Origin of the sequence: Micromonospora sp. NPDC048843 (assembly GCF_040649965.1) — a bacterium.
Lineage (GTDB): Bacteria > Actinomycetota > Actinomycetes > Mycobacteriales > Micromonosporaceae > Micromonospora > Micromonospora hortensis.
This window is the reverse complement of sequence record NZ_JBEZGJ010000150.1, coordinates 1-17,856: the sequence shown is the minus strand read 5'-3', so window position 1 is coordinate 17,856 and position 17,856 is coordinate 1. Positions and strand designations below refer to the sequence as shown.

The window sequence follows — 17,856 nt, the reverse complement described above, 5'->3', positions numbered from 1 at the left end:
GGGAGCCCGTGCTCCTGCGGCCACGGCTGCGAGGTGGTCGGCACGTGTGCCACGACGACAACGGTCAGGACGATGGCAGCGTTCCGGAGGGTGCGGGTGACCCGATCGAGCCGCTGGTCGCCGGGTGTCCGGTCCATCAGCGGCGGTGTGCAGAGCAGCCCTACGCAGCCCGTCAGGATCACCCCCGTGATCGCCGTCAGCGCGATCGTGGCCGGCGAGGCGTCACTGGCGCCCCGGGCCAGCAGCAGGACGAGGTCCAGCGTCGCGAAGGCCGCCGCGACGTGGATGGCGCGCAAGCGGCCCACCAGCGGCTCGGCGTCCCACTGGCCGACGGTGCCGAGCCGAGACGCGGAGGTGCCCTGATCGGGTGCCCGGAAAGCCTCGAAGGTCCGCCCCGGACGGCAGCTGACCCGCCAGATCAGGCCGATCGCGGCGGCCGGGACCAGTGCGAGCACCGCCAGCCGCAGTCCGACCGGGCGTCCACCCAACCAGGACAACCAACTGCGTCCGGCCTGGCAGTCCGGCGAGGCCAGGCACTTCCAGCCGATGAGGTCCAGGGCGACGCCGGCGATGGCGAGCACGTACAACACGGTGAGGGTGAGCGCCAGCACCCGGCACAGGGACTTGACCGTCGCCTCGGAACGTGGGTTCGCCGGGCGCATCCAGATCGCGACGTTGACAAGCATGAAGGGGAGCAGGAAGACCACTGCCAGGGTGCGGGGCACGGTCCCGGAGGGCAGGTCACCCCAGCGGTACGCCTCAAGCGTCACCCCGTGCGAGCCGGTGCTGTCCAAGTACCGGGGGCGCGGCCGGTAGAACCCGCCACTGCGGTCACCGGCGACCTGCCCGATCTGTTGCAGGTCCAGCACCTGCGCGGCGCTCGCGCCGGAGACTCCGTGCACCCGTAGCTCCACGACGTCACCGGAGTCGTTCGGCCCGCTCAACCGCTCTGGTCCATCCAACGTCCCCCCGAGGCGCCTCGCCGTCCGTCCCGCGACCCAGCCTCGACGGCACGCGCCGGGGTCGCCGACCGCGGTGACGGCAGCGGGTTCTACCCGAACCAGACCCGCTCAATCCCGACCGGCCGGGGCGCTACCACCCAGGCCGGGCCCGACCGGCGGTCACCGTCGGTTCTGGTACGTCGTTCCGGCCCTCCTTCGCCAGCTCGGTGCGGTAAGCGCGCGGCGAGAGGCCGGTGGTGCGCTTGAAGGCCACGCTGAGCGCGCTCTCCGAGCCGTAACCGACGGCCTGGGCGATGGTGGCGACAGTGTCCGAGCTGCGCCGGATGCGGTCGGCAGCGAGTTCGATCCGCCACCCGGTCAGGTACTCCAGTGGGCCCACCCCGACGACCCTCTTGAATCGGGCCGCCAGCGTCGACCGGGAGACGGTGGCCGCCCGGGCGACCTCGTCCACCGTCCACGCGTGCGCGGGTCGTGCGTGCATCGCCCGTAGCGCGGGAGCGACCACCGGGTCGGTGAGACCGGCCAGCCACCCGGAGGTGGGCTGTTCGTGGCGGGCCAGGTGCAGCCGCAGGACTCGGATCAGCAGGACCAGCGCCAGGTGCTCGGCGACGAGGTGGGAGCCGAGTCGCGTGGATCGCAGTTCCGCGTCGATCTCGCCGAGGGCCCACTGGACGGTACTGGCCTCCGGGGTGTCGGCGGGCACGTGGATGACCGGCGGGAGGCTGTCCAGCAGGAGGCTGCGCGCCCGTCCGCCCAGGGCGAAGGCACCGCCGATGAGGAACACCTCGTCACCGTCGCCGACGTGCGCCACACCGTCGGTGGCGGCGGCGAAGATCGGGTACGCGGGCTGGACCGGCACGTCGGGGTCGCTGTAGAGGGTGTAGGCCGCTGGTCGGGTCAGCAGGAAGCAGTCGCCCGTACCGAGGTTGACCGGCTCGGCGTGGCCGTCGACCCGCAGCGAGCATCGGCCCCGCCGGACGGCGTTGAACTTGGCCCCGGCCGGTGGTTCGAAACCGACGGCCCAGCGTCCGCCCCCGACCAGGCCGGCGGAGACGTGGCTCGTCGCGCCGAGTAGGGCCAGGACATCCTCCAACGGATCCATCCCCACCTCTTCTGGACGCTCACGAAAGTATGAAGGACTCCAGACTATAGGCAGTCCGATCCGAGCGTTCGTAGCCTGGGTTTCATGACAGCGAACCCACGCCTCACCACCCCGTTCCACGCGCGCACCACCGCCGCCGAGGTCCTCGACGGTGTCGACCTCACCGGACGCCGGATGATCGTCACCGGGGGTGCCTCCGGCATCGGTGTGGAGACGGTGCGCGCGCTGGCCGGGGCCGGCGCCGAGGTCACCATCGCGACCCGGAATCCTCGAGCGGCCGACCGGCTCGCCGAGGAGTTCGCCACCGATGCGACCCCGGGCACGATCCGGTCGTCCGCCCTCGATCTCTCCGACCTGGCGTCGGTCGACGCCTTCGTCGCGGCCTGGCAGGGCCCGCTCGACGTGCTGGTGGCCAACGCCGGAATCATGGCGATCCCGACCCGCCAGTTGACCGCCGTGGGCTGGGAACTCCAGCTCGCGACGAATCACCTCGGCCACTTCGCGCTGGCCCGGGGGCTGCACGACAACCTGCGGGCCGCCCAGGCGGCCCGGGTCGTGATGGTCAGCTCCGGAGCACACCTTGCCGCGCCGTTCGACTTCGACGACCCACAGTTCGAGCGGCGCGAGTACGACCCGTGGTCGGCCTACGGCCAGTCGAAGACCGCGGAGGTCCTGCTCGCGGTCGGCATCACCCGCCAGTGGGCGGAGGACGGGATCACAGCGAACGCCCTCAACCCCGGATACATCTTCACCAACCTCCAGCGCCACATCGACGACGACACGATGCGGGCGATGGGCGCGATGGACGAAGCGGGCAACCTCATCGAGGCGGAGTACTACAAGAAGCCCGACCAGGGCGCGTCGACCACGGTGCTGCTCGCCGGCTCACCACTGCTCGACGGCGTCGGCGGCCGGTACTTCGACGACAACCAGGAGGCCGAGGTCGTTCCCGGTGGCCCCGACGCCACCGGCGGAGTCGCCGCCCACGCGCTGGACCCGGCCGCGGCGGACCGGCTCTGGGCGTACGCCGAGAAGGCGCTCGCCTCGCGCTGAGGACGGCCGGGTCGTGCCGGCGAGGATTGATCCGGTCGTGGCGGGGTAGGTGCCGCCATGGTCGCTGCCGGTCGGCGCGGAGCGGACGCGGGCCCGTCGACCGTCGACCGGTGGTGGGACCGCTTGGTGGCCGCGTTGCGCGACCGGGTCCGTCGGGTACGAACCATCGGCGGGCTCGCCCTCCAGGCCGGCCTGGCCGCGGGGCTGTCCTGGTTCGTGGCGCATTCGCTGCTGCAGGTGTCGCAGCCTGTCTTCGCGCCGATCTCCGCCGTCTCGACGCTCGCCGCGTCGGTCGGCCAGCGGTTGCGTCGCACCGTCGAGCTGATCATCGGTGTCACCGTCGGAGTGCTGATCGGCGACCTGCTCCTCCTGGTGATCGGCACCGGGTGGTGGCAGCTCGCCCTGATCGTCACGCTGGCGATCGTCGTCGCGCTCTTCCTCGCGGGTAGCGCGGCGGTGGTGGTCCAGGCCGGAGCGACGGCGGTGCTCATCGCCACGCTCAGCCCGGCCGTCCGGGATCTGGAGATCCCCCGGTTCGTGGACGCGCTCGTCGGGGGAGGGGTGGCGCTGCTGGTCACCGCCGTATTGCTGCCGCTGAACCCGCTGCGCGTGCTCAACCGAGCCGCGCGGCCGGCGTTGGATCTCCTCGCGACCCAGCTCGACGCCACCGCCGAGGCGCTGACCGAGCGGGATGCCGCTCGGGCCCGTGCCGCTCGGGGTGAGCTGCGGCAGAGCGCGGGGCGGTTGAAGGCATTCGTCGAGGCGACCCAGGGCGCCCGGGAGGCGAGCACCCTGTCGCCGGTGTACTGGCATCAACGGCACGGGCCGGTGGGCCGCTACGCGCAGGCGGCGGAGCCGATCGACCGGGCGATGCGCAACAGCGGCACCCTGATCCGACGGTCGGTGACGCTCATCGAGGACGGCGAGCCGGTGCCGGAGTCGTTGCCGACGGCGGTGGCCGATCTCGCCGAGGCGGTCCGCCTGCTCGAGCGGCAGTTCGCCGCCGGCGCCGAGCCGAACCGGGCCCGGGAGCAGGCGCTGCGGGCGGTCCGGACGGCCGGGCACGCCTATCGGGACGGCGTTGGCTTCTCGGGTGCAGTGGTGGTGGCACAGGTCCGGACGACCGTCAGTGACCTCCTGGTCGCCTCCGGGTTGCTTCAGGAGGACGCGAATCACCTGGTCAGGAGGCTTTTCGGGGACCTCTGAGAGCCAGGTGACCCGCAGCGGAGCCAGGTGGCGGCATCTTTTGAGCCATGAAGGTTGCACTCTGAGCCAAAATGGTGCCATGATGGTGCCATGGAGCTGAGGTCATACGTCGAGAACCTGCGTAACGAGTTCGCCGTGGCCGCGGAGGGCGTGGACCCGGAGGGCCGGGCGCTTGCCGAACGACTCTTCGCGCAGTTGGAGGCGGCCACCCGTCTCACGTTGCTCGAAGCGCTGTCCGACGCGGCCGACGAGATCACCCGCGACCTCGCACCGGGTTCGGTGCACGTCCGGTTGCGCGGGCGCGAGCCCGACTTCGTGGTGACGCCGGCCAGCCCGCCGGTCGAGGTGGCGAGCGAGCCCGGTGGCCCGCCACCGCTGTCGGCGCCGGTGTCCGCGCCCGACGGTGACGAGGGCGGCACCTCGCGGATCAACCTGCGGCTCCCCGACCACCTGAAGGCCAGCGTCGAGGACGCCGCCGGCCGCGCCGGGCTCTCGGTCAACGCCTGGCTTGTGCGCGCCGTCGCCGGTGCCATCGGGGCGGGCGACACACAGCGTCGTCCACCCCGCCGGGTGGAGCCGACCTCCGGCCAGCACTTCACTGGCTGGGCCCGCTAACTCCCCGTACCCCTTCCACCACCACGCCGCTGACCAGCGGTGACCTCCGCCGATCACATCTCGGGAGACCACCATGCCTGTTTTCGAGACGCCAGAACCGATTTCCGTCCAGATCGAGCTGCCGATCGGCGACGCCTGGATCGCCGCGAGCGACCGCACCGACACAGTGGTGACGGTGCGGCCCCGAGACCCGTCGAGCAAGGCCGACGTGAGCGCCGCCGAACAGAGCACCGTCGAGTTCGCCGCCGGGCGACTGGTGATCCGGGTGCCGAAGAGCTGGCGCCGTTACGGGTTCGGCCCCGGTCCGTCGGTCGACGTCCAGATCGAGGTGCCGACCGGGTCACGGGTGTACGCCGAGGCGGCGTGGGCGGCGTTCCGCTGCGAGGGTCGGCTCGGCGAGTGTCGGATCAAGACCGGCAGCGGCATCCGACTCGACGAGACCGGGCCGTTGGAGATCGACAGTAGCCACGGCGAGGTCGCGGTCGAGCGTGTGCTGGGCCCCGCCCGGGTGAAGGCATCATCCGGCAAGGTGCGCATCGGTGCTGTCGACGGCACCGCCGAGATCAAGAACTCGTCCGGCGACTGCTGGATCGGTCACAGCGGTGGCGACGTCCGGATCAACACTGCCTACGGCGACATCACAGTGGACGCTTCGCAGGCCTCGGTGACGGCGCGCACCGCCTACGGCAACCTCCGGCTGGGCGCTGTCACCCGCGGCGCGGTCGACGTACAGACCTCCTACGGCGCGATCGAGGTCGGCATCCGTCGCGGGACCGCCGCCTGGCTCGACGTCAGTTCCAAGCACGGCCGCGTGCACAACGCGCTGGAGTCGACCGACAGCCCGGCGCAGACCGACGAGACGGTCGAGGTCCGGGCGAACACCTCCTACGGCGACATCATGATCCGCCGCGCCTGACCCACCGCCCCGGCGACCACAAATGAGGAGACCATGACCAGCTCCATGAACCCCGCGATCGTCGCCACCGACCTGCGCAAGTCCTACGGAGACAAGGTCGTGCTGGACGGCATCGACCTGATGATCACCGAGGGCACCATCTTCGCGTTGCTCGGTCCGAACGGCGCCGGCAAGACCACCACAGTGCAGATCCTCTCCACCCTGATCGACGCCGACGGCGGTAACGCCCGCGTCTTCGGCCACGACCTGACCCGCGAACCCGACGCGGTACGCGCGCTGATCGGCGTCACCGGCCAGTTCTCCGCCGTCGACAACCTGCTCACCGGCCGGGAGAACCTGACCCTGATGGCCGACCTGTGCCACCTGGACAGGGCCGCCGGTCGGCGGCGCATCGCCGACCTGCTCGACCAGTTCGACCTGACCGAGGCGGCGGGCAAACCGGTGTCCACGTACTCCGGCGGCATGCGCCGCCGGCTCGATCTCGCGATGACCCTGGTCGGCGAGCCCCGCGTCATCTTCCTCGACGAGCCGACCACCGGCCTCGACCCGCGCAGCCGCCGGGCCATGTGGCACATCATCCGCGCGCTCGCCGCCGAGGGCGTGACCATCCTGCTCACCACGCAGTACCTGGAGGAGGCCGATCAGCTCGCCGACCGGGTGGCGTTCCTCGACCACGGCCGGCTGATCGCCGAGGGCACGCCGCGCGAACTCAAGCGGCTCATCCCGGGCGGCCACGTCGTGTTGCAGTTCGCCGACCAGGAAGGGCTCGACGTGGCGGCCCGGACGTTCGAGGCCGCCACCCGGGACGACGCGGCGCTCACCCTCCAGGTGCCGAGTGACGGCGGGGTCGGGTCGCTGCGATCTCTGCTCGACCAGCTCGACCGCGCCTCGATCAGCGTGGCGGGGCTCTCCGTGCACACCCCCGACCTCGACGACGTCTTCCTCACCCTCACCGGTCAGCCCGACACCCGGGCCAGCCGACCCGACCACGAAAGGGCTCCCGCGCGATGAGCACCCTCTCCCTCGCCGTCCGCGACTCGAGCACCATGTTGCGGCGAAACCTGCTGCACATGCGGCGGTACCCGTCGATGACGTTCCTGCTCATCGGCATCCCGATCATCATCCTGCTGCTCTTCGTCTACGTCTTCGGCGGCACGCTCGGCGCCGGTCTCGGCCCGTCCGGCGACCGCTCCCAGTACGCCAACTACGTCACCCCCGGCATCCTGCTCATCACAGTGGTCAGCGCCGCGCAGGGCACCGCCATCTCGGTCGCGATGGACATGACCGAGGGGATCATCGCCCGGTTCCGCACGATGTCGATCTTCCGACCGTCGGTCCTGACGGGTCACGTACTGGGCAGCCTGGTGCAGACCATGCTCAGCCTCGCGGCCGTCACCGTCGTGGCGCTGCTGGTCGGGTTCCGGCCCACTGCCAACGCGGTCGAGTGGCTCGCGGCGATCGGCGTGCTCGCCATGATCACCTTTGCGCTGACCTGGCTGTCCGTCGCCCTCGGTCTGGTCAGTGACAGTGTCGAGACGGCCAGCAACCTGCCCATGCCGCTGATCCTCCTGCCGTTCCTCGGCAGTGGGTTCGTCCCCACCGACTCGATGCCGACCGCCGTGCGGTTGTTCGCTGACTACCAGCCCTTCACGCCCGTCATGGAGACCCTCCGCGGCCTGCTCCTGGGCACCGGGATCGGCGCCAACGGGATCATCGCGGTCGCCTGGTGTGCCGTCATCACAGTGGGCTGCTTCCTGTGGGCCAAGGCCCTGTACAACCGCAACCGGACGGCCTGATCCGACCGGCGCGCTCGGTCCTGCCAACGCAAGAAAGAGCCGGCGACTCGGCCCACAGGGGGTCGGGCCGCCGGCTCGTGGCGTCGTGGGACCGGAGGGTCGGCGGCGCGAGTGCGTGGTCCGGCGTCGTGGGGCCGGCGGCGCGAGTGCGTGGTCAGGCGTCGTGGGGCCGGCGGGGCGAGTGCGTGAAAGGGCGGCGGATTGCCGGCGCGAGTGCGTGATCGACTCGGCTTTCGTGAAGTCGCCCGATCACGCCGCCGGGGACCCCGCGACGTCAAGGAGCGCGAGTGGATCTTGCTTCAGGGGTCGCCCGACGCGCCGTTGGGCGTGCGGGCCGACCGGGTGACGCGGGCACACCAAGACGTTGAATGTTATCGATAACACAGGGCCGCCGTCCGGCTTCGCGTCGGGTGGATCGCCCTCCGGAGCGCTCAGCCATGAGCCCGCATGGTCGTCTATGGCTGTCGGGCGGATCCGAGCACGCGACCGCTGCAACCCGGGAATGTTATCGCTGCCATCATCGACGGGGGAACAACTGGTCGCTATCGGACGGCGATGCCGCAATATGCGGCGCACTAGACCTGTCGCGTCGCCTGATGGCGGGTCTCCGGGTGGCGGTCGTACCGGACGCGGGCCCCATTCGTCGGATGGCTGCGGCAGTTGAGGGGGGAATATCCAGGTTTGGACCGGTCCGCTATCTACCCTCCCAAGTCGGTCCGCCTTCCGCGTTCCGTTACGGAGCTGTTGCGGGTAGATGTCTTGACGAGCCTGGATGTGAGCGTTAACACTATCCCCGTTAACGGTGGAGGTGAACATGAACCGTGTGGACGGAGCTGACGACCGCTACGTCGTCGGTGTCGACTACGGCACCCTGTCCGGGCGAGCTCTGGTGGTCCGTGTCGGCGATGGTGCCGAGTTGGGGACCGCGGTGCACGAGTACGGCGATGGCGTGATCAGCACGGCGCTTCCGGGAGGTCGAACGCTTCCCCCGGACTGGGCCCTGCAGAACCCGCAGGACTACCGCGACGTTCTGCGGTACGCCGTCCCGGCGGCGGTGTCCGCCGCGGGGGTGGACCCGGCGGCGGTGGTCGGCATCGGCATCGACTTCACCGCCTGCACCGTGCTGCCGACGCTCGCCGACGGCACCCCGCTGTGCGAGACGCCCGAGCTGCGCGACCGACCGCACGCCTGGGTCAAGCTGTGGAAGCACCACGCCGCGCAGCCGCACGCCGACCGGATCAACGCGCTGGCCCATGAGCGGGCCGAGCCGTGGATCGGCCGGTACGGCGGCAAGATCTCCGCCGAGTGGCAGTACGCCAAGGGCCTGCAGATCCTGGAGGAGGATCCGGAGGTCTACGACCGGGCCGAGCGCTTCATCGAGGCGGCCGACTGGATCGTCTGGCAGCTCTGCGGCACCGAGACCCGCAACGTCTGCACTGCCGGGTACAAGGGCATCCTGCAGGACGGTCACTACCCCTCCGAGGGCTTCCTGACCGCGCTCAACCCCAACTTCGGCGACTTCGTGGCCAAGCTGGACGGCCCGTTGCTGCCCCTCGGGGCCCGGGCCGGCGCGCTCACCGCCCAGGCCGCCGCCTGGACCGGTCTGCCGGAGGGGATCGCGGTGGCCGTCGGCAACGTCGACGCGCACGTCACCGCGGCGTCCGCGCAGGCGGTGCAGCCCGGTCGGCTGGTCGCCATCATGGGCACCTCGACCTGCCATGTCGTCAACGGCGCGGAGGTCGCCGAGGTGGCCGGCATGTGCGGTGTGGTGGACGGCGGCATCAGCCCCGGCGCCTGGGGTTACGAGGCCGGGCAGAGCGGCGTCGGCGACATCTTCGGCTGGTTCGTCGACCACGCCGCTCCGGCCGGTGTCGACTCGCACGAGCGCCTCACCGAGCTGGCCGCGAGTCAGCCCGTCGGCGCGCACGGCCTGATCGCGTTGGACTGGTGGAACGGCAACCGTTCCCTGCTGGTCAACCACGACCTCAGCGGGATGATCGTCGGCATGACCCTGGCCACCCGGCCAGCGGACATCTACCGGGCCCTGCTGGAGTCCACCGCGTACGGCACCCGGATGATCATCGAGGCGTTCGTCGACGCCGGGGTCCCGGTGAACGACCTGGTGATCGCCGGTGGTCTGACCAACAACGCGTTGCTGATGCAGATCTACGCCGACGTGACCAGGCGACCGCTGAACATCATCGCCTCGGCGCAGGGGCCGGCGCTGGGCTCGGCGATCCACGCCGCCGTCGCCGCCGGTGAGTTCCCCTCGATCCACGAGGCGTCGCAGGCGATGGGTCGGGTGCACGAGGCCGTCTACCGTCCGGACCCCGAGCGGGCCCGCGCCTACGACGCCCTCTACGCCGAGTACCGGGCGCTGCACGACCACTTCGGTCGTGGCGGCAACGACGTCATGCTCCGCCTGCGGGCGATCCGCAACGCGGCCGTAGAGACCGCCGCCACCACCCACGAGGCCCCGCTGGAGGTGGTGGCGTGAACGCCGAGGTGACCCGACAGGTCGCCGAGCTGCGCGAGACCGTCGCCCGCCTGCACGCCGAGCTGACCCGGTACAACCTGGTCGCCTGGACGTCCGGCAACGTCTCCGCGCGGGTCCCCGGCCAGGACCTGATGGTGATCAAGCCGAGTGGGGTGAGCTACGACGACCTCACCGCGGCCACGATGGTGGTGTGCGACCTCGACGGCGTTCTCGTCGAGGGCGACTTCGCCCCGTCCAGCGACACCGCGGCCCACGCCTACGTCTACCGGGCCATGCCCGAGGTCGGTGGGGTCGTGCACACGCACAGCTCGTACGCGACCGCCTGGGCCGCGTGTGGGGAGTCGATTCCCTGCCACCTCACCGCCCAGGCCGACGAGTTCGGTGGGGAGATCCCGATCGGCCCGTTCGCGCTGATCGGCGGTGACGACATCGGCAAGGGCATCGTCGCCACGCTCGCCGGGCACCGCTCGCCCGCGGTGCTGATGCGCAACCACGGCGTCTTCACCATCGGTCGCGACGCCCGCGCGGCGGTCAAGGCGGCCGTCATGTGCGAGGACGTGGCCCGCACCGCGCACCTGGCCCACACCCTCGGGCAACCGGTCCCGATGGCACAGGCCGACATCGACTCGCTCTACGACCGCTACCAGAACGTCTACGGCCAACAACCAGTCGCACCGGTGGGTTCCTGACCCTGCACCGATCATCCAGGGCCCGTCGGTCTGCACCACGACGCACCAGCACGCACCACCCGCGTACGCCGCTCTTTCGCACCTCGGCGGTTGGCGCGGTTACCCACCACATCCAGCCAAGGAGATTCGATGGGAAAGATGCGAACGCAGTCCGCTCCGTGGCGCGCTGCCGCGGTCCTCGCCAGCGTGCTGCTGGTCGGCGGCGTGGCGGCCTGCGGCAATAGCGACACGGGCGGCGGCGGCACCAAGGACGACGGCAAGATCACGATGGGCTTCTCGCAGGTCGGTGCGGAGAGCGGGTGGCGTACCGCGAACACCACCTCGATCAAGGAGTCCGCGGCTGCGGCGGGTGTCGAGCTGAAGTTCGACGACGCCCAGCAGAAGCAGGAAAACCAGATCAAGGCGATCCGCAACTACATCCAGCAGAAGGTCGACGTGATCGCCTTCTCGCCGGTGGTGGAGTCCGGGTGGGACACCGTGCTCAAGGAGGCCAAGGACGCCGACATCCCGGTCATCCTGACCGACCGCTCGGTGGACTCGGCCGACAAGACGCTGTACAAGACCTTCCTCGGCTCGGACTTCGTCAAGGAGGGCCGGCTCGCCGGTGAGTGGCTGGTCGAGCAGAAGAAGACCGCCTCGGGCCCGGTGAACATCGTCGAGCTGCAGGGCAACACCGGTGCGGCGCCGGCGAACGATCGCAAGAAGGGCTTCGGTGAGGCGATCGCCGCCAACCCGAACCTGAAGATCATCGCTTCCCAGCCGGGTGACTTCACCCGGGCCGGCGGCAAGCAGGTCATGGAGCAGTTCCTCAAGGCCAACAAGAAGATCGACGTGTTGTTCGCGCACAACGACGACATGGGTCTGGGCGCGCTCGAGGCGATCAACGCCGCCGGCAAGGTGCCCGGCAAGGACATCACCATCATCACTGTCGACGCTGTCAAGGACGGCATGCAGGCTCTCGCCGACGGGAAGTTCAACTTCATCGCGGAGTGCAGCCCGCTGCTCGGCCCGCAGCTGATGGACCTGGCCAAGAAGGTCCACGCGGGCGAGGAGGTGCCGCCTCGGATCGAGACCGAGGAGACCACCTTCACGACCGAGCAGGCCAAGGAAGCTCTGCCCAACCGTAAGTACTGATCGACGACGGGGTCGCCGCGTTCGCGTGGCGGCCCCGCCGCGTCGCCTTCCTACCCGAAACGGACCGGGCTTGGCCCGCGACGACCCCGTACCACGCCCGCCCGAGCGGCCCTCCCAGGGACGACCGGGCGGGCGTGGCGGGAGCGTAGCGGCCCTTCCGTGTCGACGACCCAGAAGAGGTCTGATGGGATGACGGATAGCCGTCCGGTCCTGACGATGACCGGGATCAGCAAGTCCTTCCCCGGGGTGCGCGCACTCCACGACGTCAACTTCCGGCTCTTCCCCGGCGAGGTGCACGCCCTGATGGGCGAGAACGGCGCCGGCAAGTCCACCCTCATCAAGGTGCTCACCGGCGTCTACGACACCGATGGGGGCTCGATCACCCTCGACGGCGAGCCCGTGTCGTTCACCGGGCCGATGCAGGCGACCGCCGCCGGCGTGAGCACCGTTTTCCAGGAGGTCAACCTCTGCACCAACCTCTCGGTGGCGGAGAACATCTTCATCGGCCGTGAGCCTCGGGTCTTCGGCGCCGTCCGCTGGGGTGAGGTTCGGCGCCGCGCCCGAGCCCTGCTGGCCCGCCTCGACCTCGACCTCGACGTCAGTGCGCCACTCGGCTCGTACTCGCTCGCGATCCAGCAGATGGTCGCCATCGCCCGCGCCATCGACATCAAGGCCCGGGTGCTGATCCTGGACGAGCCGACGTCCAGCCTCGACGCCGGCGAGGTGGCGCAACTGTTCCGCATCATGCGGCAACTGCGCGACGAGGGCATCGCGATCCTGTTCGTGACCCACTTCCTCGACCAGGTCTACGAGATCGCCGACCGGATCACGGTGCTGCGCAACGGCGGGCTCGTCGGCGAGTACCTCACCACCGAGCTGCCCCAGCTCTCCCTGGTCGAGAAGATGATCGGCAAGGAGCTCGACGTCCTGGAGGGCATCGAGGAGCACTCCCGGCGGGACCTGGCCGCGCTGGAGGAGGGCACCCCCCTGGTGGCGGTGTCGAACTTCGGTCGGGCGGGTGCGGTCGAGCCGTTCAGCCTCACCATCCACGCCGGCGAGGTGGTGGGCCTGGCCGGCCTGCTGGGCTCGGGGCGTACCGAGGTCGCGCGGTTGCTGTTCGGCGCTGACCGGACCGACGGCGGCCAGGTCGCGATCGACGGCACGGCGAGCAGCCTGCGCACCCCCGCGCAGGCCATCGACCACGGCGTGGGCTTCTGTTCGGAGAACCGCCGGGCCGAGGGGATCGTCGCGGACCTGTCGGTCCGCGAGAACATGATCCTCGCGATGCAGGCGGCCCGCGGCTGGCTGCGGCCGATTCCGCGTCGCCGTCAGGACGAGCTGGTCGACAAGTACGTCAAGGCCCTCAACATCCGGCCCGCCGACCCGGAGGTGCCGGTACGCAACCTCTCCGGCGGTAACCAGCAGAAGGTGCTGCTGGCGCGGTGGCTGATCACCGAGCCGCGACTGCTGATCCTCGACGAGCCGACCCGGGGCATCGACATCGGGGCGAAGACCGAGATCCAGAAGCTCGTGACGCAGCTGTCCGACGGGGGCATGGCGGTGCTGTTCATCTCCGCCGAGCTGGAGGAGGTGCTGCGCCTCAGCCACAAGGTGGCCGTCATGCGGGACCGGCAGATGGTCGCGCAGCTCGCCAACGACGAGAGCCTGGACGCCGACCGCATCATGCAGACCATCGCCAGCGGATCCCACCGGGAGGAGGCAGACCGATGAACGACACCATGAGCCGCTATCGGACGATGATCGGTCACCGGCTGTTCTGGCCCGCCGCCGTGCTGTTCGTCATGCTCGCCGCTAACACGATCTACCGGCCCGGGTTCCTGTCCATCGAGCTCAAGGACGGGCACCTGTACGGCACGCCGATCGACATCCTGCGGCTGAGCGCACCGCTGATCCTCGTCGCGCTGGGCATGACCCTGGTCATCTCCACCGGCGGCATCGACCTGTCGGTGGGCTCGCTCTGTGCGATCAGCGGCGCGATCGCCTGCATGTACATCAGCAAGCAGCCCGACCAGAACAGCGTTGGCGTGGTGGTGACCGCCCTTGCGATGGCGATGGGCGTCTCGCTCGTGCTCGGCGCCTGGAACGGGGTGCTGGTGGCCGTGATCGGGATCCAACCGATCATCGCCACCCTGATCCTGATGGTCGCCGGCCGGGGTCTCGCCCAGCTGATCACCGAGGGTCAGATCATCACCATCAACTCCGAGCCGTACCGGGCGATCGGCCTGGGCCACGCGTTGACCCTGCCGCTTGCCATTTTCATCGCGCTCGCCGCAGCCCTGCTGGTCGCCGCGTTCACCCGTCGCACCGCACTCGGCATGATCATCGAGTCGGTGGGCGGCAACGCCATGGCCAGCCGGCTCGCCGGCATCCGGTCCGGTCGGGTCATCTTCCTGGCGTACGTGATCAGCGCCGCCTGCGCCGCGGTCGCCGGTTTCATGATGACGGCCAACGTCTCCAGCGCCGACGGCAACGCCGCCGGCCTCTGGGTCGAGCTGGACGCGATCCTCGCGGTCGTCATCGGCGGTACGTCCCTCGCGGGCGGCCGGTTCTTCCTGAGTGGCACGATCATCGGCGCGCTGATCATCCAGACCCTGACCACCACTGTGTACGCCATGGACATCTCACCGCAGACCTCGCTGCTGTTCAAGGCGGTCGTCGTCATCGCCGTCTGCCTCATCCAGGCGCCGGCCTTCCGGGCCCGGTTCAGCCGACGTAGGCGCAACGTCCCGCCGCCCGCCACCATCGCCGACAAGCCGAAGGAGCAGGTGCCGGCATGACCACTGGAACGCTTACCGCCGGTCGTACCCGGTTCCGGCTGCCGAGGAAGCAGATACCGGTCCTGGCGACGCTCGCTCTGCTGCTGGTGATGTACGCCATCGGTGTCTCGCAGTACACGGCGTTCTCGAACGTCCAGGTCATCTTCAACGTCTTCATCGACAACGGCTTCCTGCTCGTCGTCGCGGTGGGTATGACCTTCGTGATCCTCACCGGTGGCATCGACCTGTCGGTCGGTTCGGTCGTCGCGATGACGGCGATGGTGTCGGCCGCGCTGCTGCAGGACGGCATGCCGGCGGCGCTGGTGCTGGTCATCGCCCTTCTCATCGGTCCGACGCTCGGCCTGTTGATGGGCTGCGTCATCCACTTCTTCGAGATCCAGCCGTTCATCGTCACGCTCGCCGGGATGTTCTTCGCCCGGGGCATGTGCACCTTCATCTCCGGCGCGTCGATCCCGATCACCGACGGTTTCTGGACCTCGATGTCGCAGGAGCGGATCGGGGATCCCCGGGGCAACTTCGTGTCGATCAGCGTGTTGATCGCCTTCGTGGTGGTCGTCATCGCCGCGTACACGCTGGCCTACACCCGGCTGGGACGCAACGTGTACGCCATCGGCGGCAACCCGCAGTCGGCGCTGCTGATGGGCCTGCCCGTGGGGCGGACCCGGATCGCCGTCTACACGATCAGTGGTCTGTGCTCGGCCATCGGCGGGATCCTGCTGTCGTTCTACACCCTCTCCGGCGCGCCGCTGATCGCCGTGGGGATGGAGCTGGACGTCATCGCCGCCGTCGTCATCGGTGGCACTGTGCTCACCGGTGGCGCGGGTTACGTCTTCGGCACGGTGCTCGGCGTGCTGGTCCTCGGCGTGATCCAGACTCTCATCACCTTCGACGGGAGCCTCAACTCCTGGTGGACCAAGATCGTGATTGGTGGTCTGCTCTTCGCGTTCATCCTCCTCCAGCGCCTCATCGGAATCCGTTACAAGTGACCGCCCCTCTCGCGGAAGGCAACTCCATGGCACCACACACCGAACCCGAGATCTGGTTCCTCACCGGCAGCCAAGGCATGTACGGCGAGGAGACGCTCCGCCAGGTGGCCGAGCAGTCTCGCCAGATCGCGGCAGCGCTCGACGACTCGCCGCAGATTCCCGCCCGCGTGGTCTGGAAGCCCGTCCTGACCAACAGCGGTGAGATTCTGCAGGTCTGCCGGGACGCGGCCGCTCAGGGTGCCGTCGGGGTCATCGCCTGGATGCACACGTTCTCGCCGGCCAAGATGTGGATCTCCGGTCTGGACGCGTTGCAGACGCCGCTGCTGCACCTGCACACCCAGGCCAACGTTCTGCTGCCGTGGAACGACATCGACATGGACTTCATGAACCTGAACCAGGCCGCCCACGGCGACCGTGAGTTCGGGTACATCCAGACGCGTCTCGGTGTGGCCCGTAAGACGGTGGCCGGACACGTCAGCGATCCGCGGGTGACCACTCGGATCGGGGCATGGGCCCGTGCCGCGCTGGGTTGGTCGGCGATGCGGTCGCTGCGCCTGGCCCGCTTCGGTGACAACATGCGCGACGTCGCGGTTACCGAGGGCGACAAGGTCGAGGCCGAGCTGCGGTTCGGGGTCTCGGTCAACACCTACGGCGTCAATGACCTGGTCGAGGTGGTCGGCGAGGTCACCGACGCGCAGGTGGACGACCTGGTCAAGGAATACGAGGACACCTACCGCATCGTCGGCGAGCTGCTGCCCGGCGGCGAGCAGCACGACTCGCTGCGGTACGCCGCGCGGGTGGAGTTGGGCATGCGTGCCTTCCTGGACGCGGGCGGGTTCCGGGCGTTCACGACGAACTTCGAGGACCTCGGGGGGCTGCGTCAGCTGCCGGGCATCGCCGTGCAGCGGTTGATGGCGGACGGCTACGGCTTCGGCGGTGAGGGCGACTGGAAGACCTCGGTCCTGGTCCGCACCCTCAAGGCGATGTCGGTGGGCGTGAGCGGCGGCACGTCGTTCATGGAGGACTACACCTACGACCTCACCCCGGGCAACGAGTTGGTGCTCGGCGCCCACATGCTGGAGGTCTGCCCGACGATCGCCTCCGACGTGCCCAACGTGGAGATCCATCCGCTGAGCATCGGTGGCCGGGAGGACCCGGTCCGGCTGGTGTTCGACGCCGCACCCGGTCCGGCAGTGGTGCTCGGGTTGTCCGACATGGGGGAGCGTTTCCGGCTGGTGGCCAACGAGATCGACGTGGTGGCGCCGCCGCAGCCGCTGCGCCGGTTGCCGGTCGCCCGTGCCGTCTGGCGTCCGCGCCCCGACCTGCCGGTCTCGGCCGAGGCATGGATCACCGCGGGCGCCCCGCACCACACGGTGCTGTCGCAGGCGGTGGGCGTGGAGGAGCTGCACGACCTGGCGGAGATGAGCCGTACCGAGCTGGTCGTCATCGACGCCGACACGGAGCCCCGCCGCTTCGCCGACGAGCTGCGCTGGAACCAGGCCTACTACCGGCTGGCCCGCGGCTTCTGATTCGCGCGGCTCGGCCGCACCTCGGACGGGTGGTCCGTCCCTGCCTGACATCCCTCGGGCAGGGGCGGACCACCCGTTCGCGTATCCGATAGCACGTCCGCGAGCTGATTGGGTTACGTCTTGACTAAGGCCGTGTTATCGCTCACAGTCTATAACCAAGACGGTCGATGTCTGTGGCTGGCCCGGCCGCGATCATCTCTCTCCCCGTGCTCCGTAGATCAAGACCGTGGACCACGGTGAGTGATGTTAGCGATCACATTGTGCGATCAGGCCAGCTCGGCACACCGCCCAGTGCCGCGGATGACGACCCGGGCCGTTCGGAACGCATCGTCAGAGGAGGATCATGGTTGCCATCGGTCGGGTTCCCTGGACAACACCAGCGCGGGGGCGTGGTCGGCTGTCGCGACTCGTCGCCGCCGCGGTAGCGGTGGTGGTCGGCGGCGCTCTGGCGGCTGTCGCGCCGACCGCCGCGTCAGCGGCGACTGTCGACACCAACGCCTCCTATGTGCTGGTGAATCGCAACAGTGGTAAGGCGTTGGATCTGTATGCCTCGGCTACGAACGATGGGGCGCG

The 17,856-nt window shown here is 69.6% G+C and carries 14 protein-coding genes and 2 pseudogenes; 14 read left to right on the top strand and 2 right to left on the bottom strand.

Annotated elements, in window-relative coordinates:
• Both AB0C20_RS27775 and AB0C20_RS27770 read right to left on the bottom strand, forming a co-directional pair.
• Positions 1 to 944, bottom strand: a pseudogene (locus AB0C20_RS27775) (hypothetical protein); the annotation flags it as partial.
• Positions 945 to 1,092: 148 nt separating this feature from the next.
• Complete coding sequence (locus AB0C20_RS27770; protein ID WP_357181942.1) at positions 1,093 to 2,064, bottom strand: AraC family transcriptional regulator; 972 nt, start codon at positions 2,062 to 2,064, stop codon at positions 1,093 to 1,095.
• Positions 2,065 to 2,148: 84 nt separating this feature from the next.
• Here AB0C20_RS27770 and AB0C20_RS27765 point away from each other — a divergent pair, with 84 nt between their 5' ends.
• From AB0C20_RS27765 to AB0C20_RS27700, 14 genes and pseudogenes are all read left to right on the top strand, one after another.
• Positions 2,149 to 3,117, top strand: a complete 969-nt coding sequence (locus AB0C20_RS27765) for an SDR family NAD(P)-dependent oxidoreductase (RefSeq protein WP_357569067.1) — start codon at positions 2,149 to 2,151, stop codon at positions 3,115 to 3,117.
• A gap of 57 nt (positions 3,118 to 3,174) precedes the next feature.
• Positions 3,175 to 4,323 (top strand): FUSC family protein, encoded by a 1,149-nt coding sequence (locus AB0C20_RS27760; protein WP_357181948.1) that lies wholly within the window; start codon positions 3,175 to 3,177, stop codon positions 4,321 to 4,323.
• Between the two features lie 90 nt (positions 4,324 to 4,413).
• Positions 4,414 to 4,938 carry a hypothetical protein gene (locus AB0C20_RS27755; RefSeq protein WP_357181951.1) on the top strand — a complete coding sequence of 175 codons (525 nt, stop codon included), beginning with the start codon at positions 4,414 to 4,416 and terminating at the stop codon, positions 4,936 to 4,938.
• Positions 4,939 to 5,011: 73 nt separating this feature from the next.
• Entirely contained in the window at positions 5,012 to 5,854 is an 843-nt protein-coding gene (locus AB0C20_RS27750) for a DUF4097 family beta strand repeat-containing protein (RefSeq protein WP_357181954.1), read from the top strand.
• 33 nt (positions 5,855 to 5,887) lie between these two features.
• Positions 5,888 to 6,865 (top strand): ATP-binding cassette domain-containing protein, encoded by a 978-nt coding sequence (locus AB0C20_RS27745; RefSeq protein ID WP_357181957.1) that lies wholly within the window; start codon positions 5,888 to 5,890, stop codon positions 6,863 to 6,865.
• The gene (locus AB0C20_RS27740; protein ID WP_357181960.1) at positions 6,862 to 7,650 is read left to right on the top strand and encodes an ABC transporter permease; all 789 of its coding nucleotides are present in this window, start codon (positions 6,862 to 6,864) and stop codon (positions 7,648 to 7,650) included. Before AB0C20_RS27745 ends, AB0C20_RS27740 begins: the two co-directional genes overlap by 4 nt.
• An 814-nt stretch (positions 7,651 to 8,464) precedes the next feature.
• Positions 8,465 to 10,147, top strand: a complete 1,683-nt coding sequence (araB, locus tag AB0C20_RS27735) for a ribulokinase (RefSeq protein WP_357569066.1) — start codon at positions 8,465 to 8,467, stop codon at positions 10,145 to 10,147.
• Positions 10,144 to 10,836, top strand: a complete 693-nt coding sequence (locus AB0C20_RS27730) for an L-ribulose-5-phosphate 4-epimerase (RefSeq protein WP_357181966.1) — start codon at positions 10,144 to 10,146, stop codon at positions 10,834 to 10,836. The genes araB and AB0C20_RS27730 overlap by 4 nt, the downstream gene beginning before the upstream one ends.
• Positions 10,837 to 10,974: 138 nt before the next feature.
• Complete coding sequence (locus AB0C20_RS27725) at positions 10,975 to 11,970, top strand: ABC transporter substrate-binding protein (RefSeq protein ID WP_357182404.1); 996 nt, start codon at positions 10,975 to 10,977, stop codon at positions 11,968 to 11,970.
• Positions 11,971 to 12,159: 189 nt separating this feature from the next.
• Entirely contained in the window at positions 12,160 to 13,701 is a 1,542-nt protein-coding gene (locus tag AB0C20_RS27720; protein WP_357181969.1) for a sugar ABC transporter ATP-binding protein, read from the top strand.
• Complete coding sequence (locus tag AB0C20_RS27715) at positions 13,698 to 14,768, top strand: ABC transporter permease (protein WP_357181972.1); 1,071 nt, start codon at positions 13,698 to 13,700, stop codon at positions 14,766 to 14,768. Before AB0C20_RS27720 ends, AB0C20_RS27715 begins: the two co-directional genes overlap by 4 nt.
• Positions 14,765 to 15,754: a galactofuranose ABC transporter, permease protein YjfF gene (gene yjfF, locus AB0C20_RS27710; RefSeq protein WP_357181975.1), complete on the top strand. Its 990-nt coding sequence runs from the start codon at positions 14,765 to 14,767 to the stop codon at positions 15,752 to 15,754. The genes AB0C20_RS27715 and yjfF overlap by 4 nt, the downstream gene beginning before the upstream one ends.
• 26 nt (positions 15,755 to 15,780) lie before the next feature.
• Positions 15,781 to 17,283, top strand: coding sequence for an L-arabinose isomerase (gene araA, locus AB0C20_RS27705; RefSeq protein WP_357569065.1), 1,503 nt, complete (start codon positions 15,781 to 15,783; stop codon positions 17,281 to 17,283).
• A gap of 343 nt (positions 17,284 to 17,626) precedes the next feature.
• Positions 17,627 to 17,856 (top strand): annotated as a pseudogene (locus tag AB0C20_RS27700) (glycoside hydrolase); the annotation flags it as partial.

What these genes read in the sequence shown, in the direction of transcription:
- AB0C20_RS27725 (WP_357182404.1), top strand. Translation starts at nt 10,975, where the DNA reads ATGCGAACGCAGTCCGCTCCGTGGCGCGCTGCCGCGGTCCTCGCCAGC.
- AB0C20_RS27720 (WP_357181969.1), top strand. Translation starts at nt 12,160, where the DNA reads ATGACGGATAGCCGTCCGGTCCTGACGATGACCGGGATCAGCAAGTCC.
- yjfF (WP_357181975.1), top strand. Translation starts at nt 14,765, where the DNA reads ATGACCACTGGAACGCTTACCGCCGGTCGTACCCGGTTCCGGCTGCCG.
- AB0C20_RS27765 (WP_357569067.1), top strand. Translation starts at nt 2,149, where the DNA reads ATGACAGCGAACCCACGCCTCACCACCCCGTTCCACGCGCGCACCACC.
- AB0C20_RS27755 (WP_357181951.1), top strand. Translation starts at nt 4,414, where the DNA reads ATGGAGCTGAGGTCATACGTCGAGAACCTGCGTAACGAGTTCGCCGTG.
- araA (WP_357569065.1), top strand. Translation starts at nt 15,781, where the DNA reads ATGGCACCACACACCGAACCCGAGATCTGGTTCCTCACCGGCAGCCAA.
- AB0C20_RS27715 (WP_357181972.1), top strand. Translation starts at nt 13,698, where the DNA reads ATGAACGACACCATGAGCCGCTATCGGACGATGATCGGTCACCGGCTG.
- AB0C20_RS27750 (WP_357181954.1), top strand. Translation starts at nt 5,012, where the DNA reads ATGCCTGTTTTCGAGACGCCAGAACCGATTTCCGTCCAGATCGAGCTG.
- AB0C20_RS27760 (WP_357181948.1), top strand. Translation starts at nt 3,175, where the DNA reads ATGGTCGCTGCCGGTCGGCGCGGAGCGGACGCGGGCCCGTCGACCGTC.
- AB0C20_RS27770 (WP_357181942.1), bottom strand. Translation starts at nt 2,064, where the DNA reads ATGGATCCGTTGGAGGATGTCCTGGCCCTACTCGGCGCGACGAGCCAC.
- araB (WP_357569066.1), top strand. Translation starts at nt 8,465, where the DNA reads ATGAACCGTGTGGACGGAGCTGACGACCGCTACGTCGTCGGTGTCGAC.
- AB0C20_RS27740 (WP_357181960.1), top strand. Translation starts at nt 6,862, where the DNA reads ATGAGCACCCTCTCCCTCGCCGTCCGCGACTCGAGCACCATGTTGCGG.
- AB0C20_RS27745 (WP_357181957.1), top strand. Translation starts at nt 5,888, where the DNA reads ATGACCAGCTCCATGAACCCCGCGATCGTCGCCACCGACCTGCGCAAG.